The 21008-nt window shown below is 44.6% G+C and carries 27 protein-coding genes; 20 read left to right on the top strand and 7 right to left on the bottom strand.

What is annotated here, in order from left to right:
- Positions 1 to 11: 11 nt before the first annotated feature.
- The 7 genes from ACESZH_RS12750 to rsfS all read left to right on the top strand — a co-directional run bounded on the left by ACESZH_RS12750 (position 12) and on the right by rsfS (position 4056).
- The gene (locus ACESZH_RS12750; protein WP_373216916.1) at positions 12 to 335 is read left to right on the top strand and encodes a ribosomal-processing cysteine protease Prp; all 324 of its coding nucleotides are present in this window, start codon (positions 12 to 14) and stop codon (positions 333 to 335) included.
- Between the two features lie 4 nt (positions 336 to 339).
- Complete coding sequence (rpmA, locus tag ACESZH_RS12745) at positions 340 to 627, top strand: 50S ribosomal protein L27 (RefSeq protein WP_373216918.1); 288 nt, start codon at positions 340 to 342, stop codon at positions 625 to 627.
- 92 nt (positions 628 to 719) lie between these two features.
- Complete coding sequence (gene obgE / locus ACESZH_RS12740) at positions 720 to 2012, top strand: GTPase ObgE (RefSeq protein ID WP_373216919.1); 1293 nt, start codon at positions 720 to 722, stop codon at positions 2010 to 2012.
- 38 nt (positions 2013 to 2050) lie between these two features.
- Positions 2051 to 2344, top strand: a complete 294-nt coding sequence (yhbY, locus tag ACESZH_RS12735) for a ribosome assembly RNA-binding protein YhbY (RefSeq protein ID WP_373216921.1) — start codon at positions 2051 to 2053, stop codon at positions 2342 to 2344.
- Positions 2345 to 2379: 35 nt separating this feature from the next.
- Positions 2380 to 3009 carry a nicotinate-nucleotide adenylyltransferase gene (gene nadD / locus ACESZH_RS12730; RefSeq protein ID WP_373216923.1) on the top strand — a complete coding sequence of 210 codons (630 nt, stop codon included), beginning with the start codon at positions 2380 to 2382 and terminating at the stop codon, positions 3007 to 3009.
- 38 nt (positions 3010 to 3047) lie between these two features.
- Positions 3048 to 3638 carry a bis(5'-nucleosyl)-tetraphosphatase (symmetrical) YqeK gene (gene yqeK, locus ACESZH_RS12725; protein WP_373216924.1) on the top strand — a complete coding sequence of 197 codons (591 nt, stop codon included), beginning with the start codon at positions 3048 to 3050 and terminating at the stop codon, positions 3636 to 3638.
- Between the two features lie 58 nt (positions 3639 to 3696).
- Positions 3697 to 4056 (top strand): ribosome silencing factor, encoded by a 360-nt coding sequence (gene rsfS / locus ACESZH_RS12720; protein WP_373216927.1) that lies wholly within the window; start codon positions 3697 to 3699, stop codon positions 4054 to 4056.
- A 48-nt stretch (positions 4057 to 4104) separates the two neighbouring features.
- Here the strand turns inward: rsfS and lexA are convergent, their stop codons facing one another.
- A complete protein-coding gene (gene lexA / locus ACESZH_RS12715) occupies positions 4105 to 4725 on the bottom strand; it encodes a transcriptional repressor LexA (RefSeq protein WP_373216929.1) in 621 nt (206 codons plus the stop codon).
- A gap of 229 nt (positions 4726 to 4954) precedes the next feature.
- Between lexA and ACESZH_RS12710 the strand changes: the two genes are divergently transcribed.
- The 8 genes from ACESZH_RS12710 to ACESZH_RS12675 all read left to right on the top strand — a co-directional run bounded on the left by ACESZH_RS12710 (position 4955) and on the right by ACESZH_RS12675 (position 11798).
- Entirely contained in the window at positions 4955 to 6379 is a 1425-nt protein-coding gene (locus ACESZH_RS12710) for an HlyD family efflux transporter periplasmic adaptor subunit (RefSeq protein WP_373216931.1), read from the top strand.
- Between the two features lie 35 nt (positions 6380 to 6414).
- Positions 6415 to 7113: a YggS family pyridoxal phosphate-dependent enzyme gene (locus ACESZH_RS12705; protein WP_373216932.1), complete on the top strand. Its 699-nt coding sequence runs from the start codon at positions 6415 to 6417 to the stop codon at positions 7111 to 7113.
- 23 nt (positions 7114 to 7136) lie between these two features.
- Positions 7137 to 7760: a cell division protein SepF gene (locus tag ACESZH_RS12700; protein ID WP_373216934.1), complete on the top strand. Its 624-nt coding sequence runs from the start codon at positions 7137 to 7139 to the stop codon at positions 7758 to 7760.
- Between the two features lie 5 nt (positions 7761 to 7765).
- On the top strand, positions 7766 to 8518 hold the full coding sequence (locus ACESZH_RS12695) for an RNA-binding protein (RefSeq protein WP_373216935.1): 753 nt from the start codon (positions 7766 to 7768) through the stop codon (positions 8516 to 8518).
- A gap of 19 nt (positions 8519 to 8537) precedes the next feature.
- Positions 8538 to 9629, top strand: coding sequence for a 3-dehydroquinate synthase (gene aroB, locus ACESZH_RS12690; protein ID WP_373216936.1), 1092 nt, complete (start codon positions 8538 to 8540; stop codon positions 9627 to 9629).
- Positions 9626 to 10147 carry a signal peptidase II gene (lspA, locus tag ACESZH_RS12685; protein WP_373216937.1) on the top strand — a complete coding sequence of 174 codons (522 nt, stop codon included), beginning with the start codon at positions 9626 to 9628 and terminating at the stop codon, positions 10145 to 10147. Before aroB ends, lspA begins: the two co-directional genes overlap by 4 nt.
- A 28-nt stretch (positions 10148 to 10175) precedes the next feature.
- A complete protein-coding gene (locus tag ACESZH_RS12680; RefSeq protein WP_373216938.1) occupies positions 10176 to 11090 on the top strand; it encodes an RluA family pseudouridine synthase in 915 nt (304 codons plus the stop codon).
- A gap of 69 nt (positions 11091 to 11159) precedes the next feature.
- Entirely contained in the window at positions 11160 to 11798 is a 639-nt protein-coding gene (locus ACESZH_RS12675) for an AAA family ATPase (RefSeq protein ID WP_373216939.1), read from the top strand.
- 108 nt (positions 11799 to 11906) lie between these two features.
- Here the strand turns inward: ACESZH_RS12675 and ACESZH_RS12670 are convergent, their stop codons facing one another.
- Positions 11907 to 12674, bottom strand: a complete 768-nt coding sequence (locus tag ACESZH_RS12670; protein ID WP_373216940.1) for a tRNA 2-thiocytidine biosynthesis TtcA family protein — start codon at positions 12672 to 12674, stop codon at positions 11907 to 11909.
- Positions 12675 to 12858: 184 nt separating this feature from the next.
- On the opposite strand from ACESZH_RS12670, the gene ACESZH_RS12665 reads away from it, so the two are divergent.
- The 4 genes from ACESZH_RS12665 (at position 12859) to ACESZH_RS12650 (ending at position 16708) form a co-directional block, all read left to right on the top strand.
- On the top strand, positions 12859 to 14313 hold the full coding sequence (locus ACESZH_RS12665; RefSeq protein ID WP_373216942.1) for an AI-2E family transporter: 1455 nt from the start codon (positions 12859 to 12861) through the stop codon (positions 14311 to 14313).
- A gap of 4 nt (positions 14314 to 14317) precedes the next feature.
- Positions 14318 to 14764, top strand: a complete 447-nt coding sequence (gene dtd, locus ACESZH_RS12660; protein ID WP_373216944.1) for a D-aminoacyl-tRNA deacylase — start codon at positions 14318 to 14320, stop codon at positions 14762 to 14764.
- 198 nt (positions 14765 to 14962) lie between these two features.
- Positions 14963 to 16024 carry a tyrosine-type recombinase/integrase gene (locus ACESZH_RS12655; protein ID WP_373216946.1) on the top strand — a complete coding sequence of 354 codons (1062 nt, stop codon included), beginning with the start codon at positions 14963 to 14965 and terminating at the stop codon, positions 16022 to 16024.
- An 18-nt stretch (positions 16025 to 16042) separates the two neighbouring features.
- A complete protein-coding gene (locus ACESZH_RS12650; RefSeq protein ID WP_373216947.1) occupies positions 16043 to 16708 on the top strand; it encodes a nitroreductase family protein in 666 nt (221 codons plus the stop codon).
- Between the two features lie 25 nt (positions 16709 to 16733).
- Here ACESZH_RS12650 and yedF read toward each other — a convergent pair whose 3' ends face one another.
- The 3 genes from yedF to ACESZH_RS12635 are packed head-to-tail and all read right to left on the bottom strand — an operon-like array spanning position 16734 to position 18815.
- Positions 16734 to 17363 carry a sulfurtransferase-like selenium metabolism protein YedF gene (gene yedF / locus ACESZH_RS12645; protein ID WP_373216949.1) on the bottom strand — a complete coding sequence of 210 codons (630 nt, stop codon included), beginning with the start codon at positions 17361 to 17363 and terminating at the stop codon, positions 16734 to 16736.
- A 52-nt stretch (positions 17364 to 17415) separates the two neighbouring features.
- A complete protein-coding gene (locus tag ACESZH_RS12640) occupies positions 17416 to 18558 on the bottom strand; it encodes an aminotransferase class V-fold PLP-dependent enzyme (protein ID WP_373216962.1) in 1143 nt (380 codons plus the stop codon).
- Between the two features lie 20 nt (positions 18559 to 18578).
- Positions 18579 to 18815: a DUF3343 domain-containing protein gene (locus tag ACESZH_RS12635; protein WP_373216951.1), complete on the bottom strand. Its 237-nt coding sequence runs from the start codon at positions 18813 to 18815 to the stop codon at positions 18579 to 18581.
- 300 nt (positions 18816 to 19115) lie between these two features.
- Between ACESZH_RS12635 and ACESZH_RS12630 the strand changes: the two genes are divergently transcribed.
- Positions 19116 to 19814, top strand: a complete 699-nt coding sequence (locus ACESZH_RS12630; protein WP_373216952.1) for a transglycosylase domain-containing protein — start codon at positions 19116 to 19118, stop codon at positions 19812 to 19814.
- Positions 19815 to 19907: 93 nt separating this feature from the next.
- Here the strand turns inward: ACESZH_RS12630 and ACESZH_RS12625 are convergent, their stop codons facing one another.
- Both ACESZH_RS12625 and ACESZH_RS12620 read right to left on the bottom strand, forming a co-directional pair.
- Positions 19908 to 20327 carry a twitching motility protein PilT gene (locus ACESZH_RS12625; RefSeq protein WP_373216954.1) on the bottom strand — a complete coding sequence of 140 codons (420 nt, stop codon included), beginning with the start codon at positions 20325 to 20327 and terminating at the stop codon, positions 19908 to 19910.
- Positions 20328 to 20486: 159 nt separating this feature from the next.
- On the bottom strand, positions 20487 to 20903 hold the full coding sequence (locus tag ACESZH_RS12620; protein WP_373216956.1) for a toll/interleukin-1 receptor domain-containing protein: 417 nt from the start codon (positions 20901 to 20903) through the stop codon (positions 20487 to 20489).
- Between the last annotated feature and the right edge of the window lie 105 nt (positions 20904 to 21008).

Raw genomic sequence — 21008 nt, 5'->3', positions numbered from 1 at the left:
CTGGTGTCATTATGATTACAATTACAGTTAAGAAGAGAAACGGTTCCTACACGGAATTTGTGTCAAAGGGACATGCCGGATATGCAGAAGCAGGACAGGATATTGTATGCGCTGCAGTTTCTGCACTGATCATCACCACAGTAAATTCTCTCGAGAGCTTTACTGAAGAGAAATTTCAGGCAGAAGAAAAGGATGGTTTCGTATCCATTCACTTTCACGGCAGCCAAAATACGGATCAGGGAAAGCTTCTGATGGATTCCCTTCTTCTCGGATTAACAGAAATTGCCCATAATTATAACAATCGATATTTGACAGTAAGAGTCAAGGAGGTGTAACAACATGATGAAAATGAACCTTCAGTTATTCGCACATAAAAAGGGAGTTGGCTCCACAAAGAACGGTCGTGATTCCGAATCTAAGAGACTTGGTGCGAAGAGAGCAGACGGACAGTTTGTAAAAGCTGGAAACATTCTTTACAGACAGCGCGGAACCAGAATCCATGCTGGTGAAAACGTAGGATGTGGCAGAGACTATACATTATTTGCACTGACCGATGGTGTTGTAAGATATACCAGAAAAGGCCGTGACAAAAAACAGGTTTCTATCGTTCCAGTAGAGGCAGAGTAATTAGTTGAGTGGGAGGCTTCAAATCTATAACGGGTTTGGAGCCTTTTCTTATAAAAGGCCCTTGGGCCATATTTTAGATGCAGAGGTAAAATATGTTTGCAGACAGAGCAACGATCACAATCCGCTCCGGAAAAGGCGGCGATGGCCATGTAAGCTTCCGGCGGGAATTATATGTTCCAAACGGCGGACCTGACGGCGGCGACGGCGGTAAGGGCGGAGATGTTATATTTGAGGTCGATGAAGGGCAAAACACCCTCGGCGACTATCGTCACAAAAGAAAATATAAGGCAGAAGACGGCAAAGAAGGCGGCAAGCGCCGCTGTCACGGAGCTGACGGAGAAGATATCATCCTGAAGGTCCCGGAAGGCACCGTGATCATGGATGCCCAGTCGCGCAAGGTCATTGCCGATATGTCAGGCGAAAATAAGCGTCAGATCGTATTAAAGGGCGGACGGGGCGGTAAGGGAAACCAGCATTACGCAACCCCCACCATGCAGGTACCGAAATACGCCCAGCCCGGACAGCCAGCACAGGAGCTTGAGGTGCTTCTCGAGCTTAAGGTCATTGCGGACGTTGGACTGGTAGGCTTCCCCAATGTTGGAAAATCCACCTTCCTTTCACGCGTAACAAATGCACAGCCTAAAATTGCCAACTATCATTTTACAACCTTAAGCCCGAATCTGGGGGTGGTGGATACTGACAACGGCGGTTTCGTGATTGCCGATATTCCGGGGCTGATCGAGGGAGCATCAGAAGGTGTGGGTCTGGGTCATGAATTCCTGCGCCACATTGAGCGGACCAGAGTTATTATCCATATCGTGGATGCAGCTTCCACAGAAGGCCGTGATCCGGTAGATGATATCTATAAGATCAACAAAGAGCTGGAAGCATACAACCCGGAAATTGCGGCAAGACCGCAGGTGATTGCAGCGAACAAGATCGACTGTATATTTGAAGATGGAGAGGAAAGCCCCATTGACCGCCTGAAAAGCGAATTTGAGCCTCAGGGCACCAGGGTTTACCCCATTTCTGCCGTATCGGGAGAGGGCGTGCGTGAACTGCTTTTCCATGTAAAAGAGCTTCTGGATTCCTGCCCGCAGAAAACGGTTATTTTTGAGCAGGAGTTCTTTCCGGAGGATGTGCTCTTAAAAGAAAATCTTCCATTTACCGTAGCGCCGGATGAAGAAGATCCTTCCATCTTTATTGTAGAGGGACCGCGTATCGAAAAAATGCTTGGCTATACCAATCTGGATTCGGAAAAAGGCTTTGCCTTCTTCCAGCGTTTTCTCAAGGAAGGCGGTATTCTGGAAGAACTGGAAAAAGCAGGCATCCAGGAAGGCGATACGGTCCGCATGTACGGATTTGATTTTGACTATTATAAATAATCCGAGATGATTCGGGAACCATAAACAGGAGAAATATTATGACAAGTAAACAAAGAGCATATTTGAAAGGTCTTGCCATGCAGATGGATCCAATCCTTCAGCTTGGAAAAAACGGACTGACCCCGGAGAATACAGCCTCTGTTGAGGAAGCACTTGCAGCCCGTGAGCTTATCAAAATAAGTGTGCTGCAAAACTGTCTGGAAGACCCCAAAGAAATGGCACAGGTGCTTGCAGAGCGCACCCGTTCCCAGGTGGTACAGGTAATCGGAAAGAAGATCGTTTTGTACCGCGAAGGAAAAAACGAAAAGAAAAAAATCGTTCTTCCTAAATAATTTGCTTTACAACAATCGTTCCATGGAGGTCTGGTATGGGTGATAAGAGAAAAAAAATCGGTATCATGGGCGGTACCTTTGACCCCATTCATATGGGGCATCTGATTCTGGGCGAAAAAAGCTACGAACAGCTTGGCCTTGATAAAGTATGGTTCATGCCTGCCGGGAACCCGCCCCACAAAAAGAACCGTAAGGGCCGCGCAAGCGATGAGCAGCGGATGGAAATGGTCCGTCTTGCGATTGAGGACAATCCTCACTTTGAACTGTCCGACATTGAAATGAATGAAGAGGGCTATACCTATACCTACCGTACCCTGGAGAATTTAAAAGAACAAAATCCTGATACGGATTATTATTTTATCATCGGAGCAGACTCCCTGTACACCTTTGAGACCTGGAAAGAACCTCTCAGGATCTGTCAGGCCTGCACCCTGGTTGTCGCTGTGCGCAACCATACTCCGGTGGATGAACTAAACCGTGAAATGGAGCTTCTCAACCGAAAATATAATGGACGGTTCATTCGTTTGGACACCATGAACATCGATGTTTCCAGTCAGCATTTGCGCGAATGGACTGTCCAGCATAAAAGCCTCCGCTATTATGTGCCGGATAAAGTAATTGCCTACATGCAGGAGCAGGGCATTTATCTGGGCGGAGAAGAGTGAGAGAGTACTTGATATGGAATGGAAAGGAAGCACAACTGATGGCAGAATATGATTTCGTAAAAATGCAGAAAAAGCTGTCAAAATATCTCGATGACGACCGCTACCAGCATACAATGGGTGTGATGTATACATGCGCCTGTCTTGCTATGGCACACGGTTATGATATCCAGGATGCTCAGGCGGCGGGCCTGCTCCATGACAGCGCAAAATGTATTCCTAATAAGAAAAAGCTGAAAATGTGTAATGAGCATAAAATCCCGGTATCTGAATTTGAAAAGGATCACCCTTTTTTGCTACATGCTAAGCTTGGCGCTTACATTGCCCGTGAAAAATACGGAATTAAAGATGAGGAGATTCTGTCCGCTATTACCTATCATACCACAGGAAAACGGGCTATGAGCCTTCTGGAAAAAATTGTCTATATTGCCGATTATATCGAGCCCTTGCGTTACAAGGCATCAAATCTCCCGAAGATCCGCAGGATCGCCTTTCAGGATCTGGATGAGTGTATGTACGAAATCCTGAAGGACACCCTTGCCTATCTGGAGGAGGATGATGCGGAGGAAATTGATATGACCACAAAGGACGCATTTTTATATTACAAGGATTTACATATGAAACGAAGCTAACATACCGTTACGATTCACAGGGAAATGTGAATCGATTCGTCAGGAGAGGAGAGTTCCTATGAGCAGAGAAAAAGAGATGGCAAAGCTTGCCTGCAAAGCAATTGATGACAAACTGGGAAAAGATATTAAAATAATTGATATCCATGAGGTTTCTGTGATCGCAGACTATTTTGTCATTGCAAGCGGCAGCAACCAGAACCAGGTACAGGCCATTGTAGACAATGTGGAGGAGCAGCTTGGCAGAGCCGGATTTGAAGCAAAGCAGATCGAAGGAACGAAAAATTCAAGCTGGATCCTCATGGATTACGGCGACATGATCGTACATGTCTTTGATGAGGAAAACCGTCTTTTCTATGATCTGGAAAGAATCTGGAGAGATGGAACTGTTTTGGATATGCATGAATTTTTGAACGACTGAAAAGCTTAAGGCAGCTCCGGTAAAAGAAGCTGCCTTTTCTGCTGTTATTTACTGATAGAAGCGAAATACGCCGAATACCTTTCCTAAAATCTGTAAATTGCCATTTACAATGATCGGGTCCATGGTGTCATTTTCCGGCTGAAGGCGGTAGTAACCGTTTTCTTTGTAAAATGTTTTCACCGTAGCGGAATCATCCACCAGTGCCACAACAATATCTCCGTTAGAAGCTGTGGGCTGCTGCTTCACCAGAACCTGGTCTCCGTCAAAAATCCCTGCATTTACCATACTGTCTCCCTTTACCTTCAGCATGAAACTCTGTTCATTGGGCATAAACTCTGCCGGTATAGGAAAATATCCCTCTATATTTTCCATAGCAAGGATAGGCTGTCCTGCCGCCACAGTACCCACAAGTGGAACGTTCACCACCTCACGGCGGACCAGATTAAAGTTATCATCAATGATCTCAATAGCCCGGGGCTTCGTCGCGTCTCTGCGTATGTAACCGTTTTTTTCCAGCGCTTCAAGATGAGCGTGCACGGAGGAGGTTGATTTCAGACCTACTGCTTCACAGATTTCACGTACAGCAGGCGGAAAACCGCGGTTTAAGATCTCACTTTTAATATACTCCAGAATTTCCTGCTGTTTCTTGCTGATTTTTCCATATGCCATAAGAGAATACCTCCAAATTGATCAATTCTATTTCTTTTCAGTACAGATATTTTATTTATCATACCACATCTAAGCCAAAAAAGCAAACAGATATTCGGAAAATACGTTCGCGCTTTTTGCCGTTCACAGAATCATCATCCTTTTCTTGTCTCTTTTTCTTGTCTTTGGAGTCAAAAAATGGTACAATATCCCGGTATTCATTAGAACAAGAAAAGAAGGAGGCATTCACTTGCCTGATAATAATAAAAAAGAACCGGGCAAAATGGCCGGTTTTCTGGTTCAGATCAAAAAAGTCTTAGGACTGAATATCGGCACCATGATTTTCAGCGTTCTTTTTCTGTATATGATATTCAGTGCGATTTTATATCTCACATCCAGCCATATTGAATCCTACCAGGTTACCTCCGGGCCCTTGTCGCGAAACGAGACTTACACAGGACTCTCCATACGTGAAGAAACTGTCTGCAAGGCAGAATCCTCAGGTTATGTGAATTACTATGCCCGTGAAGGCAGCAAGATCAACGCCAACGGAGCTGTTTACGGCTTAAGCGCCACAAAGATCCCGGAAGCGGAGACAAACCTCGGAGCAGAGGATCTGTCAAAGATCCGCAGTGATATGCTGAGCTTTTCCAAAGGCTTTAACCCCAGTAAATTTAATAATACATACAGCTTTAAAAACCAGCTGGAGGGAAACATTCTCCAGTATGCAGGGGTCATGACAGCCAGCGGTGATTCCGTGCAGGCAAATGTGGTGACTCTTGGAAACCAAAACATCTCCAGGACGTCTGAGGATGGCATCATTCTCTATTCCCGTGACGGATACGAGGAAAAAACCGTGGACTCCATCACGGCAGAGGATTTTGACCAGAATTCCTACCATGAGACAGACCTGAAGACGGATGGACAGGTCAAAACCGGCGATAGTGTTTATACCATTATCACAGATGAGAGATGGAGCCTCATCATTCCTTTAAGCGACAAGCAAGCTGCCAAGCTCGCCGACCGCACGGCAGTCCGTGTAAAATTCCTGAAAGATGACATGACCCAGAGCGGCGATTTTTCCATTATGGAGATCGACGGCTCAAAATACGGGAAAATTGATTTCAACAGAGGGCTGATCCGCTATGCGGCAGACCGTTTTCTGGATATAGAGCTTGTCACTAACACCGTGAGCGGTCTTAAGATCCCCCTCAGCTCTATTGTGACAAAGGAATTTTATACCATTCCTTCTGGTTATTCCACGGTCAATGAGGAGCGTCAGATTACTGGCTTTATGAAGGTGGACACAAATAAGGACGGCGACAAGGTCAATACGTTTGTAAATGCTACCATCTATGCAAAGCTGGAGGATAAAACCGTCCAAAAGGCAAACGGAGATCCTTCATATATATATTTTGTAGATAAAAGCTCTTTTAAGGAGGGCGATGCGATCATCAGCCAAAGCTCCAATGAAAAATACATTGTGGGTGAAACAGACAGCCTTGAGGGTGTTTACTGTATTAACCAGGGGTATGCCGTATTCCGCAGGATTGAGATTTTGGATCAGAACGAAGAGTACGCCATTGTATCCCGCGACACATCATACGGTCTTTCGCGCTATGACCACATTGTAAAAGATGCCAGTCAGGTAAAAGAACAGGATATATTATATTAAAATCAGTAATTACAGATAAGCAAGGAGGCTTATACATGTTAGCAGCTAATTTACGGCAGGTACAGAGCAATATTGAGGAAGCCTGCAAAGCAGCAGGAAGAGATACTTCCGATGTCACTTTGGTGGCTGTGAGTAAGACAAAACCGGTGGAAATGCTCATGGAAGCTTATGATGCCGGGGCCAGGATCTTTGGAGAAAACAAGGTTCAGGAGATCATGGATAAATATGATCGTCTACCCTCTGATGTGCAGTGGCATATGATCGGGCATCTGCAGAGAAATAAAGTGAAATATATCGTGGATAAGGTTGCCATGATCCATTCTGTCGATTCTTTGCGTCTTGCACAGACTATTGAGCAGGAAGCAGCCAAAAAAAATGTTCGTGTCCCTATCCTTCTGGAAGTCAATGTTGCAGAAGAGGAGAGCAAGTTTGGCCTTAAAACAGAGGAGGTTCTTCCTCTTCTTATGCAGATTTGCGATTATTCCCATATCGAGGTAAAGGGGCTTATGACCATTGCGCCTTTCGTGGAAAATGCAGAGGATAACAGGGAGGTTTTTCGGAAATTAAAAAAATTAAGTGTTGACATTGCTGGCAAAAACATTAATAATACTACTATGAGCGTTCTTAGCATGGGTATGACCGGAGACTATCAGGTTGCTATTGAGGAGGGCGCTACGATGGTACGTGTGGGAACAGGTATCTTCGGTGAGAGAAATTATAATTCATTAGGATAAGCACATTAGGATTGGAGATTAATATGGGTGTTTTAGATAAATTTTTAGATGCCATTAAGTTAAACGATGATTATGAGGGTGACGAATTTTTAGACGAAGATTTTGAGGATGACGAGGAAGACGGAGATTTTCTGGATGATGATCTGGATGAGAAACCAAAGAAAAAATTCTTCGAGAAATTCAGCCGCAAAAAATCCGATGATGATTTCGATGACCTGGATGATTTCGATGAGGAACCGAAGGCCGCAGCCAAAACAGCAGCCGCAAAAGCCCCTGCGAAACAGCCGGAAAAACCGGTACGCACTGCACAATCCTCAAAAATCACACCGATGCGCAGCAGCCGTCGTGACCGTCAGACATCCAATGTGGAGGTTTGTGTGATTAAACCAGCTTCCATGGAAGATACCCGTGAAATTGCCGATACCTTATTGGACAATTCCACTGTGATCCTGAATCTTGAAGGCATTGATGTGGAGCTGGCACAGAGGATCATTGATTTTGCGTCCGGTGCATGCTATTCCCTAAATGGCAGCCTGCAGAAAATATCCAGCTATATTTTCGTCCTTGGGCCTGCCAGTGTGGATATTACCGGTGATCTGCAGAATATTTTAGGAGGCTCGATTCCTTCCGTCAGAGCCGGATATTAATTTCTATGGAAAAAGATGATTTTTTACGAAAGAGAATCCGGGAGCTGGCTAACATATCTTATCAGAGAGACATTGTTACTTTTTCGGATTTTCTTGATTTAAATGAACAGAATATGATAAATAGCCTGAATTTTCGTGAGCTTGGAGTGGTTCCGGAGTTTTACGGCGGCTATAAAAATGCAGAGCGTCAGATGGTTGCTTTTCATCCTGATGCTCTTATGTTTCCTTGGGAGTATCCAATCGACTGTCTGAAAATCCAGCCCAAAGCGCTGAAGTTTTCAGAGGAGCTGACCCACAGGGATTATCTGGGAGCCATTTTAAATCTTGGAGTGGACAGAAGCGTGGTCGGCGATATTCTCATACAGGAAAATACGGCCTGGCTTTTCTGTCTCAGAAAAATGACGGATTTCTTTTTGGAGAATCTGTGCCGCGTCCGTCACACCACAGTTTTGGCAGAAAAGGTTGCGGACCCCGATCTGCTTCCCCAGCCTCGATTTGAGGAGTTAAACGGAACCTGCAGCTCGGTAAGGCTCGATACTTTGATCGGACTTGCCTTTAATTCTTCGCGCAGCAGTATGGTTGCATTTATTGAAGCCGGACAGGTTTTCGTAAACGGAAAGCTTGTTTCTTCCAACGGCTATGAGCCAAAGGAGGGAGACATAATTTCCGTCCGGGGCAAGGGACGCTTTATCTATGACGGGATTTCCCGACAGACAAAGAAAGGCCGTTACAGTGTCCGGTTATTACGGTACATTTAAAAGTTTGGAGGACAACACCATGTCAAATGAAAGATTACTTGTAAAACGCCAGGGAGATTTCCATTATCCCATCTATTTTGAAGAGGACTTTTCCTGTCTTGCACAGGCTTTTCAGGATGAAAATATTGCAGGGCGCAAGGTTTGTATTGTGACGGATTCCACGGTAGGACCTCTGTACGAAAATGCAGTTCGTGAAGCACTCATCCCTGTTTCCATGGACGTGACTACTTTCACATTTCCGGCCGGTGAGGCAAGGAAAAATCTGGACACCGTAGGCGAGCTTTACCGTATCCTGATCGAGCAGGAAATGGACCGAAAGGGTATTCTGGTTGCGCTGGGCGGCGGCGTAGTAGGAGATCTGACAGGATTTGCGGCGGCTACTTATCTCAGAGGTATTGATTTTGTACAGATTCCCACCACCTTGCTTGCCCAGGTGGACAGCAGCGTAGGAGGAAAGACAGGTGTGGACTTCCAGCAGTATAAAAACATGGTGGGCGCTTTTCATCAGCCCAGACTTGTATATATGAATATGGCAGCTCTAAAATCCCTTTCTGACCGCGAATTTGCCTGCGGAATGGGCGAAATCCTCAAAACCGGATTAATCTGCGATGGTGAGTTTTTCCGCTTCGTATGCGCCAATCAGGAGGTTATAAAGGGCAAGGATATAAATATGCTGAAAACCATGATCCGTCGATGCTGTGCTATCAAAGCAGGTGTTGTGGAGCGTGACCCCAAGGAACAGGGCGAGAGAGCTCTTTTAAATCTTGGACATACAGTAGGTCATGCAGTTGAGAAGCTAATGAACTTTAAGCTTCTCCACGGACAGTGCGTTGGCGTAGGTCTGATCGCTGCCGCTTATATTTCCATGAAGCGAGGACTCCTTACGGAAGAAGAATACCAGGAGATCCGAAATGGCTGCAGCGCTTATTCCCTTCCACTGGCTGTGGAGGGACTTGAGGCTTCGGATATTCTGGCAGCTACCAAAAAAGATAAAAAAATGGAGCAGGGACATATTAAGTTCATCCTTATGGATGGAATCGGAAAGAGCTTTATTGACAAGACTCTGACCGACCAGGAGCTTTTGTCCGGCATTCGGGAGATCTGCGCATGAACAGCGCGAAACACAGCACACTTAGCTGGGCATTGACAGGCTTTATCTGCGTTTTTTTCCTGACACTTCTGGATCAGATTACGAAGCTTCTGGCTATTGAACAATTAAAAGAGCAGGAGTCTTTTGTACTGATCAAAGGTGTGTTGGAGCTGTCCTATCTGGAAAACCGCGGAATGGCATTTGGGCTTCTCCAGGGAAAAATCCCCTATTTTATCGTCATGTGCCTGCTGTTTTTTGCTGCAGTTCTATATGTTTTTATAAAAGTTCCGAAGAACAGATATTATGCGCCGCTTATGACAGTGCTCTTTGTTCTGTTATCCGGCGCTCTTGGCAATTTTATCGACCGCGTTTTCCGCGGCTATGTGGTGGATTTCATCTATTTTTGCCTTATTGATTTTCCAACCTTTAACCTGGCGGATATATATGTGGTTTGCGGTGGAATCCTGCTTCTTTTGTTCGTATGCTTTCTTTACCGGGATGACCGTGATTTTGATTTTTTAAAGCCCGGACGTAACTAGCTTTTTATCATGAAAGGACAGGTTATTTATGGAAATGTTGAAGATTACTGCGGATGAGGCTTTCTCTGGTATCCGCATTGACCGTTATCTGTCAGAACAAAAGGCCGAGCTTTCCCGCTCTTATCTCCAAAAGCTCCTGAAGGAACAGGGTATTACTGTGAATGGGAGAGAAGTAAAAGCAAATTATAAGGTCCAGGCAGGGGATGAAATTCTCATTTCCCTGCCTGATTTAAGTGAGCCGGATATTCTGCCCGAGGATATTCCTCTGGATATCCTGTATGAAGATCAGGATGTGATGGTGGTAAACAAACCCAAAGGAATGGTGGTTCATCCAAGTGCAGGTCATACAAGCGGAACCCTTGTAAATGCTATTCTTTTTCATTGCAAAGGAAATCTTTCAGGGATTAATGGGGTAATGCGACCCGGTATTGTCCACCGCATTGACAAAGACACCACAGGTGCGCTTCTCATCTGCAAGAATGATGCTGCCCACCACGATTTGGCGGAGCAGTTAAAGGAGCATTCGATCAAAAGGCGTTACCGGGCGGTTGTGTGGGGCAACCTGAAAGATGATGAGGGAACGGTAGAAGGACCTATTGGCCGTCATCCTGTTGACCGCAAGAAAATGGCGGTCAATTATAAAAATGGAAAGGATGCTGTTACACATTACACGGTTTTGGAGCGCTTCGGCAATGCCACATATGTAGAATGCCGCCTTGAAACCGGGCGCACCCATCAGATCCGTGTACATATGACAAGCATCGGGCATCCTCTGCTGGGAGACGAGGTATACGGCTCCTGCAAAAATCCCTGGCATTTGCAGGGACAGGCCCTCCATGCAATGGTATTGGGCTTTGTTCATCCACGGACAGAAGAGTATATGGAGTTTACTGCGCCGTTGCCAGCATATTTTACAGATTTGCTTGAAAAATTGAGAAAATAGTTGTCATTTCTTACAAATGTATTGTATAATAATTTTATAATATATTTTTTGCCGAAGGGAGTGACAGATATGAATAACAGTACAAGCTCAGTTATTACGATCGGCCGTGAATACGGAAGTGCCGGAAGGCAGATTGGCCAGGAAGTTGCGAAATACTTTGGTATTAAATGCTACGACAAAGAGCTTTTGGAACATGCGGCCAATGACAGCGGAATCTGCAAGGAACTGTTTGAGAACCATGACGAAAAGCCTACCAACAGCTTCCTGTATTCACTTGTAATGGATACCTATTCTTTTGGCTATTCCTCTGCAGGATTTACAGATATGCCCATGAATCATAAGGTATTTCTTGCACAGTTTGATGCCATCAAAAAGTTGGCTAATGAGGGTCCCTGTGTAATGGTGGGACGTTGCGCAGACTATGCGCTGGCAGACAATAAGGATTGCTTCAGTGTATTCATACATGCAGATTTAGACTGGAGGATCAACCGTATATCTGCAAAGTACGGTAAATCTCTGAAGGAAGCCAAAGATATGATAACAAAAACGGATAAGAGCCGTGCAAGCTACTACAATTATTATACAAATAAAAAATGGGGCGGTGCTTCGGGATACAGTCTTTCTGTGGACAGCAGCAAGCTTGGCATTGAAGGTGCAGCGAAAGCCATTATCCAGACCATCCAGATTTTTGATTCCATAAAAAAATAACAGAACATACCGTTAAACATAGTTAAAAGCAGAACACAACAGCCGTGAGTATATCCTGATAAGATCAGGAAAAGTTCACGGCTGTTTCTTTGTATTTGGAAAATAATTTTAAGTTTGATGGCCCGTAGTTTGCTGCGTGGTATTTGACGTTAGGATCTTTTCTGCAGGCACCCAGCCTTTCAGATTTCCGCTTAGGACAGCCGCAAACATGCGCTCCTTGACTCCGGGATTTTCCAGGTTTAACTGGCGAAGGAGATTCTTTATGTACTCACGTTTTGTCCTTCCATCGGCAGGGCAGCGGTTTTGTACCACCGGAAGGTCGTATTTGTGCTGAAAGCCTATCACATCCGCTTCATTCATAAAAATCATGGGACGTATTAAAGTCAGGTCCATACGATCCCAGTAAGTGACAGGAGAGAAGGTGTGAAAACGTCCTTCATATATCAGTGACATCAGCATGGTTTCCACCACATCGTCCTTGTGATGAGCATAGGCGATCTTGTTGCAGCCAAGCTTCTTTGCCACCTCATTCAGCGCGCCCTTTCGCATCTTTGCACAAAGGGAACAGGGATTACTTTCTTTCCGGTCCTCAAATATGATTTTATAGATCTCTGTGGGAATGGGAGTGTAGTGTACGCCCAATTCATCACAGAGCCTTTGGATCGGCTCCATGGAGGCTCCCAACCCAAGGTCTACAGTAATTGCTTCTATGGTAAAATGCTGCGGATAGAAGCGCTTCAGACCATTCAATGCATAAAGAAGAGTCAGGCTATCCTTTCCACCGGAGATTCCCACTGCAATCTTATCCCCCTCCTGGATCATCTGAAATTCATCTATTGCCTTTCGGGTTACACTTAAAACCTGCTGTAAATTCATGTAGGCATTCCTCCTTAAATTCTTCTGCTATTATAACGGCTTTTTTTATTCCATGCAACTGTGAAGTTTCCAAAAACATTTCGGAAAATATTACGAAAATATATTGATAACCTGGGACATTATTAATAAAGTGTGTTATAATTACTTAGTGAACTTTACGAGCAAGGAGGACTAAATCACAAATATGAAATTTCGCTGGGATAATCGTTATCTGCACTGGGGCGTAACCGCCTTTCTGGTTATTGCGGCCAGTATGCTTTTTTATTACGGCATTTTCCACATGAAAACACTGATCACAGGGATCAAAACCTTTTTGGGGATTATGGCACCTATCATTTATGGTATTGCCATTGCATTTCTGCTCAGTCCTGTACTGAATTTTCTGGAAAAAAAGGTCATTTTTCCGCTTTTTGCCAAACGTGGAATTAACCTTGAAAAAAAGGGCAGGAGAGTAGTGCGCTGGAGCTGTGTTATCGTTTCCCTGTGCTTTCTTCTCGCGGTAATATACGCATTGATCATGATGATCCTTCCACAGTTGATCCGAAGCATTATGAACCTGATCTACAGCTTTCCGCATTATGTGACTGTAGTGCAGAACTGGCTGGAATCCTTTATGGAAAAGGGCTGGGATTTAAATCCGGATGCTGTAAATACGGTGGAGCAGTATTCGCTGCAGGCTCAGGAATACCTAACCACGACCATACTTCCACAGATGCAGAGTATGCTGAAAAACATTTCAGCAGGCGTATTCGATATCCTGATCTTTTTAAAGAATTTCCTGATCGGTGCCATTGTCTCTTTGTACCTTCTGGCAGATAAAGAGGGGTTTGTTGCCAAAGGGAAAATGGTCGCTTATGCGCTTTTACCGACCAAGCAGGCTAATTTTATCATCCATGCCATGCGTTTTACAAGCCAGACCTTTATCGGCTTTATCAGCGGTAAGATCCTGGATTCAGCCATAATCGGTGTCCTCTGCTATATCGGGACCACCCTTATGGATATGCCGTACGCAATCCTGGTCAGTGTGATCGTAGGTGTCACCAATGTTATTCCATTTTTTGGACCCTACCTTGGCGCTATCCCCTGTATTTTCCTGATACTGCTGGTAGATCCGCTGAAATCCCTGTATTTTGCCATCTTTATCCTGGCACTGCAGCAGTTTGACGGAAATATCCTGGGCCCCAAGATTTTGGGCGATTCCACCGGTCTGTCCAGTTTTATGGTAATCGTTGCCATTCTGATCGGCGGAGGCGTATTCGGTATTCCCGGCATGATCATCGGCGTTCCTGTATTTGCAGTAATATACGCTGCATTCCAGAAGCTGATCCGCCTTTCTCTGATCCACCAGAAAGTGCCGGCAGAAGAGGAGGCGTATATAAATATTGACTGCCTTGATACCCATACAAAGGAAAGGATCTTGCTGCCGGAAGAGTCCGCCCATAAGCATGAGGGCACGACACGGCGTACTGCTATGATGGAGTTTTTATTAACTCTTTTAAAAACCCTTAAGAAGATCCTGCAGATCATATGGGACTTTTTGAAAAAAGCATGGGGAATAATTTCTGTCAAATGTGTGCAGCTTGCTAATGAATACGGAAAAAAAATAAAAGAGAAGATGAAAGAAAGAGAGAAGAAGTAGGATTATGAAGCTATTAATACAGCGTGTCAATCATGCGGAAGTAAAAGTATCAGGTGAAACGGTTGGCAGCATCGGAAAGGGATTTCTCGTATTCATAGGTGTCGGGAAGGACGATACAACGGACATTGCAGACAAATATCTAAAAAAAATGCTGGGACTTCGTATCTTTGAAGACGAAGCAGGAAAGACCAACCTGTCCCTGGCGGACGTAAATGGAGAGGTGCTTATGGTTTCACAGTTTACATTATATGCAAACTGCAGAAAAGGCAACCGTCCCAGCTTTATTGAGGCAGGAGCGCCGGATCAAGCTGAGGAGCTTTACGAATATATGATACGGGAAGCGAAAAAATCAGTTCCAAAGGTAGAACATGGTATCTTTGGGGCTGATATGAAAATCTCGCTGGAAAACGACGGGCCTTTTACCATTATACTGGACGAAACGTTTATATGATTTTGCCGTTTCAAGAGGAAACCATTCCTGGGAAAATATGGGAAAATAGAGGGGATGGCTTCCTCTTTCCTTATCTATATATCTATACGACAAACCCGAGTTTTTCAAATAGATATTGCGAAAAAAAGCCCGATGTGCTAAAATACATGTTAAAAAGGATCCCCATCATCATTTAACTTAAGTGAGGAGCTACTTCTTATGGATAATAAAATCTCATATCGTCAGCAGACAGACATTGAAAACACTCTTAAGCTGCGTGAGGTTCTGAAAACCCTGCCGCCTTTTTGCAAGGATTTTTTCAGGGCTATCGACGCCACAACTACCACAAAGACCAGAATTTCCTATGCCTATGACATCCGCATCTTTTTTCAGTTTTTATTAGATGAAAACCCGACTTTCCGAAATATATCTATGACAGACTTTACGGTGGACGTTCTGGACCAGATCAAGGCTGTTGACCTGGAGGAATACGAAGAATATTTAAAGGTTTACAAAAATGGTGATAAAACCGAAACAAACGGCGAACGCGGCCTTAAACGTAAAATGTCCTCCCTACGCAGCTTTTACGCCTATTACTATAAGCGTGAAATGATCCATACAAATCCTACTGTTTTAATAGATGTTCCGAAGATCCACCAGAAAAGCATTATCCGTCTCGATACGGATGAGGTTGCCATGCTCCTTGACTATATTGAGCACTGCGGTGACAGTTTAACGGGTCAGAAACGCGTCTATTACGAAAAGACAAAGGAACGGGATCTTGCCCTTGTGACCTTGCTTCTTGGCACAGGAATACGTGTCTCAGAATGTGTTGGTCTTGATGTGGAGGACGTTGATTTTAAAAATAATGGAATTAAGGTAACGCGAAAAGGCGGAAATGAAATGGTTGTTTATTTCGGTGAGGAAGTGGAACGGGCGCTGAGAAATTATCTCGCAGTCCGGGAAGGAATTACTCCTGTTGCAGGCCATGAACACGCCCTCTTCTACTCTACCCAGAGGCGACGCATCGGCGTACAGGCTGTGGAAAACCTGGTCAAAAAATATGCCCGCCAGATTACCACCACAAAGAAAATTACGCCGCACAAGCTCCGCAGTACCTATGGAACTGCCCTTTACCAGGAAACAGGCGATATTTACCTTGTGGCGGACGTTTTGGGACACAAGGACGTAAATACTACCAAGAAGCATTATGCTGCCCTGGACGACAACAGACGGCGTCAGGCGGCCACTGCGGTAAGGCTGCGTGAGGACAATATGTAAGACATGGAGGATATTCAAATGGATTTTTTAGAAGCGATGAAAAAAAGGCACAGTGTCCGTCAATATACAGATAACCCAATTGAGGCAGAGCTCTTGTCTTTGTTGCAGGCAGAAATCGAGGACTGCAACAGGGAAGGCAATCTGCATATACAGCTTGTAACAGATGAGCCCAAAGCCTTTGCCGGTTCCATGGCGCATTACGGCAAATTCAGCGGCGTGAAAAACTATATTGCCCTGATTGGCAAAAAGAGCAAGGATCTGGATGAACGGTGCGGATATTATGGAGAACGGATCGTTTTAAAGGCGCAGCAGCTTGGTCTTAACACCTGCTGGGTAGCGCTGACATACAGCAAGACCCCCGGTGCTTTTAAAATAGATGCGGGAGAAAAGCTGGCGGTTGTGATTGCTCTCGGCTATGGAAAAACGCAAGGTGTGGAACACAGATCAAAATCTGCGGAAACAGTCAGCAACATCAGTTCTGATTCACCTGAATGGTTCAAAAGCGGTATAGACGCAGCTTTACTTGCACCTACCGCTATGAACCAGCAGAAATTTTATCTGAGCCATTCAAATGGCAACGTAACGGCAAAATCAGGATTAGGCTTTTACACCAAGATGGATTTAGGCATTGTAAAATACCATTTTGAGCTTGGCGCCGGAAAAGACAATTTCCAATGGACCTGATTGCCGATAAGGACTTGCGGCATACTTATGGCCTGACAATGGATTTTGCATGTTCCATTGTTTCCACGATATCGTACATATTTGTGACGATTCCCACTGCCAGCTTTTCCTTTATTCCGTAAAAGTCAAGGCAGGTGCCGCAAGTCATGATCTGGACACCTTTTGATTCCAGTATCCGGAAATCCTCCAGGGATTCGGAACCCTCACAGGTGAGATAGGCACCGGAATTGTAACACACGATCATTTCTGGCAGAATATCCTGTTTTGTCAGAGCAAAAATAAATGCCTTCATCAGTGTTTTTCCAAGCTTCTCATCTCCGCCTCCCATCACATTTGCAGAAAGCACTACAATAAGTCCCTTCCTTCTGGAATCCGGGCTGCAGTTGATCTCTTCTTCCTCTTCAGGTGTCTGTGCGGGAACCGGTGTTCCGGCAGTAACATGGATCGTCACCTCATATTCCTTTTCTGACTTCTTCTCTCCTGCTGCTTCAAACCCCTTCTGAGACGCGAACCTCTGCAGGTTCTGAACGGCAATCTCATTGTCTACAAGAACCGTAAGGATTCCATTTTCCTTAAACTCTTCTACAGCCTTCTTTGCATTTACAACTGGCATAGGGCAGGCAAGCCCTCTCGCGTCTACTGTCTTTTTCTCCATTTTATTTTCCTCCTCATATTTTATCAGGCAATTTATTTCCGCAGGCAACAGATCAAAACAGATCTTGCGCAAGCTCCCGCAGCGCCCGAATCGCAGTATCAATTTCTTCTTCCGTGTTATAGTGGGAAAAGCTAAAGCGTACAGCGCCCTGCTCCATCGTGCCAAGCGCCTGGTGCATCAGCGGCGCGCAGTGCGCGCCGGGTCGGGTGGCGATTCCATAGACCGTAAACAGCTCATCACTCACCTCCGAAGAATCATATTCGTCGAGATTCAGGGAAACGATGGGACAACGGTTGTCACTTCGGAAGTCCCCATATATTTTTACTCCCGGAATTTCCTTCACTCCTTCATAAAAACGCCGCATCAGCCGCTGCTCTTTTTGTCGTATTACCTCCATCCCAGTTTCCTGGATATAAGCAACTGCCGCATTTAATCCCGCAATCCCGTGTCCATTCAGCGTTCCTGCTTCCAATGCGGTGGGCATTTGGGGTGGGTGTTTCCTGCTGTAGGTCAGCACCCCGCTGCCTCCTGTTTTCAATGGACGTATCTCCACACCCTCTCTTACATACATTCCTCCGGTTCCCTGAGGACCTAACAACCCCTTGTGACCGGTAAAACAAAGAATATCGATCTTCATTTCCTGCACATCGATCGGAAATACTCCTGCAGTCTGTGAGGCATCTACACAGAACAATGCACCGTGCCGCCTGGCGATATGACCAATTTGAGCAATATCGATAAGATTTCCGGTCAGATTGGAGCCATGGGTGCAGACGATCATCCGTGTCGTTTTCTTTATCTCACGCTCTATCTCTGCAGCATTGATACATCCACGTTCATCACTTTGAATAATGGTCAGCTCTACTCCCTTTTCTTCCATTTCGTATAGTGGACGGAGCACAGAATTATGCTCCAACTGTGTGGTAATGACGTGATCGCCTTTTTGCAGGATTCCTTTTATAGCAATATTCAGGCTCTCCGTAGAATTTGCGGTAAACACAATTTGTTTCGGACTTTCTGCATGAAATAACGAGGCCAGTCTTTTTCTCGTCTCAAAAATCGTTCTGGAAGCGCCAAGGGTTGCCTCATGACCGCCCCTGCCTGCGTTCCCAAGAGAGCACATCGCCCCTGCCACAGCTTCTGCCACTTGTTTTGGCTTTTGCATAGTCGTTGCCGCATTGTCAAAATAGATCATCGCTTTGTACCTTTCCATTTTCAGACAAGACATTCCTGCATTGCCTGTTCTGTGATTCCCGCTTTTTCCATAAGCTCCTTTAACATGCCACGGCACTCTGTCCCGGCGCACCAGGCAAGGCCGCAGCCTGCGGAAATGCTTCGGGGAACGGGGATTAGCCTGCCCTCAGCGTTTTGCTCCCTGCAGATTTCTTCCATTGCCATTGCATCGGCTGTGGTATGGAATGTCACGATCAGCTTCCATTCTTTTTTTCTCATTTCTGTCACCAGCATTTTTCTTTGATTCTTCTTAAATAATACCACCGGACGTATATTTCTTCCAATAAATTATAGACTAATTTTTGTGCCATTTATAGATAAAATCAAATGTTCATACAAGCGCCACCGCTTGGCTCGTTGCTCGTGGGAATAAATTCATCGTGCAATCTTACAAAAATGTAATCTATGCCGGAGATATTGTAACCTGATTCGATGTTTCCATCATCTGGTATCTGTTATAATGAAGTTCCGAAAGGCGAAAAGACATAATTATCCAAAAGATATGAGGTGAAGAAATTCATGAAACAGATTAAAAAAGCTGTATTCTTACTGCTGGTGATCTTCCTGCTTGCCGGCGGTATTCTGGTAGGAAGTGGATATAAAATGTACCGGGATGCGCTGGATCAAAAAAGCCTGGCAGAAAGGATTTCGGAGGTTCAGGCAAATCCCGGGTATACCCCTGTTTCCGACCTGCCGCAGACATATCTGGATGCGGTGATTGCTGTGGAGGATCACCGATTTTACAAGCATCACGGTATCGACCTGCTTGCCATCGGACGCGCAGCATGGAATGATCTAAACTCCCTGAGTCTTAAGGAAGGAGGCAGTACCATCACCCAGCAGCTTGCCAAAAACCTTTATTTCACCCAGGAGAAAAAACTTACCCGGAAGATTGCCGAAGTATTTATGGCTTTTAAGCTGGAAGCAGACTATGATAAAGAGGAAATACTGGAATTCTATGTAAATTCCATCTATTTCGGAGATGGTTACTACTGCGTAAAAGATGCCTGCAAAGGCTACTTCGGAAAGGATCCTGTCCAGATGACTGCCTATGAGGCTACCCTTCTGGCAGGCATCCCCAATGCCCCTTCTATCTACTCTCCCACCCAAAATCCGGATCTTGCCGCCCGCCGTCAGCAGTATGTGCTTCTGCAGATGTACAAGTATGGATATCTCAACAAAGCGGAGTGCGCGGCTATTTTGGAAAATGAAATTTAATTGCTTTGAAAAAAGGGACATGAACCTGGATTCATGTCCCTTATAATAATCTTATGTAAATCTCTCATCCGCTTATGCGTATTATCTATAGGTTTACAGTGCAACAGAAACCTTTTCCTGGAAAGCTGCCGGAAGTTCCTCTTTATCAAGAGAAATACTGATAATGATAGAAACATTAAATTTCTGTCCGATCATATCAAGCTGTTCTAATGTATTTGTTACGTCAGCATCCTCGAGCTTTGCTACCTTTAAGAAGCTGTCCAGATAAATCTGCTCAAGGTCGTGATCCTGGGAAATGATGCCGCAGATAAAGCCAACAAACTCATCCGCATTCTTAACCGGATATGAGGAAACATCAATAAGACGTACCTTATTGTTAAGCTCGTACATGTGTTTTTTGCTCTTGTCTAAGTAAACAATGCTTCCGTTCGCGTCTTTAACTGCACTGTTCACCTTGTCCAACAGTACTTTTGTTTTGCCTTTGCCTTTCTTTCCTACAATCAGTTCAACCATGCTGTTTTCCTCCTTAGACACGTATAATATTAATTTTAACCAAAAAGCATATTGAATATGTTTCAATTATAGTGCATTTTAGCAATTAATTCAATGCTTTTTTTTAAAAATTTAAACAATTATTGTGAATACTATTTTTTATTTTCTATAAAAGATAGCTCAGCCGCGGAATGGAGATGCCTGAATTATATACAGCAATTTATCGTTAAAATGTTTGTCCCTGAGTTCCTTTGGAGGAGGACAGTTTGCCGGTGATTCCAGCGGAATTGGCTCTATACATTCCACACCCTTATGTTTATAAGCATACCGCCATTCAGCATCAACCCATTTCGATTTTTTTGCATATTGTGACCAGCACAAAAATAGAGTGTCTCTTTTTTCAATTTCAGACCATAATGCACGTTCCCATGCTTCACCACTCCGCAGACTATCCACATCAAAAAATATACCCATATCCGGACGTACTTTCTTCATTCCCTGAATAATCATAGCAACCCGTTGACGGTCCTGACTCGCATAAGATACAAATGCTGATAAAACATCTTCCTTAAATACTTCTATTTTTTGTTCTCTCAAAGATGAACTTTTTGCAATAAACTTCAGTCTAGTACAGCATTGCATTAATAATTAAGCAATATCAAACCGTCAAAGGTATACCTTTATAAGTCCATTTAAAGGGCT

This window comes from Ruminococcus sp. 5_1_39BFAA, from assembly GCF_964240875.1.
Lineage (GTDB): Bacteria > Bacillota > Clostridia > Lachnospirales > Lachnospiraceae > Blautia_A.
This window is presented reverse-complemented; position numbering and strand designations above follow the sequence as displayed.

Bases quoted from the DNA above. Each gene is read 5' to 3' on its own strand.
- ACESZH_RS12750 (WP_373216916.1), top strand. From the start codon at position 12: ATGATTACAATTACAGTTAAGAAGAGAAACGGTTCCTACACGGAATTT.
- rpmA (WP_373216918.1), top strand. From the start codon at position 340: ATGATGAAAATGAACCTTCAGTTATTCGCACATAAAAAGGGAGTTGGC.
- obgE (WP_373216919.1), top strand. From the start codon at position 720: ATGTTTGCAGACAGAGCAACGATCACAATCCGCTCCGGAAAAGGCGGC.
- yhbY (WP_373216921.1), top strand. From the start codon at position 2,051: ATGACAAGTAAACAAAGAGCATATTTGAAAGGTCTTGCCATGCAGATG.
- nadD (WP_373216923.1), top strand. From the start codon at position 2,380: ATGGGTGATAAGAGAAAAAAAATCGGTATCATGGGCGGTACCTTTGAC.
- yqeK (WP_373216924.1), top strand. From the start codon at position 3,048: ATGGCAGAATATGATTTCGTAAAAATGCAGAAAAAGCTGTCAAAATAT.
- rsfS (WP_373216927.1), top strand. From the start codon at position 3,697: ATGAGCAGAGAAAAAGAGATGGCAAAGCTTGCCTGCAAAGCAATTGAT.
- lexA (WP_373216929.1), bottom strand. From the start codon at position 4,725: ATGGCATATGGAAAAATCAGCAAGAAACAGCAGGAAATTCTGGAGTAT.
- ACESZH_RS12705 (WP_373216932.1), top strand. From the start codon at position 6,415: ATGTTAGCAGCTAATTTACGGCAGGTACAGAGCAATATTGAGGAAGCC.
- ACESZH_RS12700 (WP_373216934.1), top strand. From the start codon at position 7,137: ATGGGTGTTTTAGATAAATTTTTAGATGCCATTAAGTTAAACGATGAT.
- ACESZH_RS12695 (WP_373216935.1), top strand. From the start codon at position 7,766: ATGGAAAAAGATGATTTTTTACGAAAGAGAATCCGGGAGCTGGCTAAC.
- aroB (WP_373216936.1), top strand. From the start codon at position 8,538: ATGTCAAATGAAAGATTACTTGTAAAACGCCAGGGAGATTTCCATTAT.
- lspA (WP_373216937.1), top strand. From the start codon at position 9,626: ATGAACAGCGCGAAACACAGCACACTTAGCTGGGCATTGACAGGCTTT.
- ACESZH_RS12680 (WP_373216938.1), top strand. From the start codon at position 10,176: ATGGAAATGTTGAAGATTACTGCGGATGAGGCTTTCTCTGGTATCCGC.
- ACESZH_RS12675 (WP_373216939.1), top strand. From the start codon at position 11,160: ATGAATAACAGTACAAGCTCAGTTATTACGATCGGCCGTGAATACGGA.
- ACESZH_RS12670 (WP_373216940.1), bottom strand. From the start codon at position 12,674: ATGAATTTACAGCAGGTTTTAAGTGTAACCCGAAAGGCAATAGATGAA.
- ACESZH_RS12665 (WP_373216942.1), top strand. From the start codon at position 12,859: ATGAAATTTCGCTGGGATAATCGTTATCTGCACTGGGGCGTAACCGCC.
- dtd (WP_373216944.1), top strand. From the start codon at position 14,318: ATGAAGCTATTAATACAGCGTGTCAATCATGCGGAAGTAAAAGTATCA.
- ACESZH_RS12655 (WP_373216946.1), top strand. From the start codon at position 14,963: ATGGATAATAAAATCTCATATCGTCAGCAGACAGACATTGAAAACACT.
- ACESZH_RS12650 (WP_373216947.1), top strand. From the start codon at position 16,043: ATGGATTTTTTAGAAGCGATGAAAAAAAGGCACAGTGTCCGTCAATAT.
- yedF (WP_373216949.1), bottom strand. From the start codon at position 17,363: ATGGAGAAAAAGACAGTAGACGCGAGAGGGCTTGCCTGCCCTATGCCA.
- ACESZH_RS12640 (WP_373216962.1), bottom strand. From the start codon at position 18,558: ATGATCTATTTTGACAATGCGGCAACGACTATGCAAAAGCCAAAACAA.
- ACESZH_RS12635 (WP_373216951.1), bottom strand. From the start codon at position 18,815: ATGAGAAAAAAAGAATGGAAGCTGATCGTGACATTCCATACCACAGCC.
- ACESZH_RS12630 (WP_373216952.1), top strand. From the start codon at position 19,116: ATGAAACAGATTAAAAAAGCTGTATTCTTACTGCTGGTGATCTTCCTG.
- ACESZH_RS12625 (WP_373216954.1), bottom strand. From the start codon at position 20,327: ATGGTTGAACTGATTGTAGGAAAGAAAGGCAAAGGCAAAACAAAAGTA.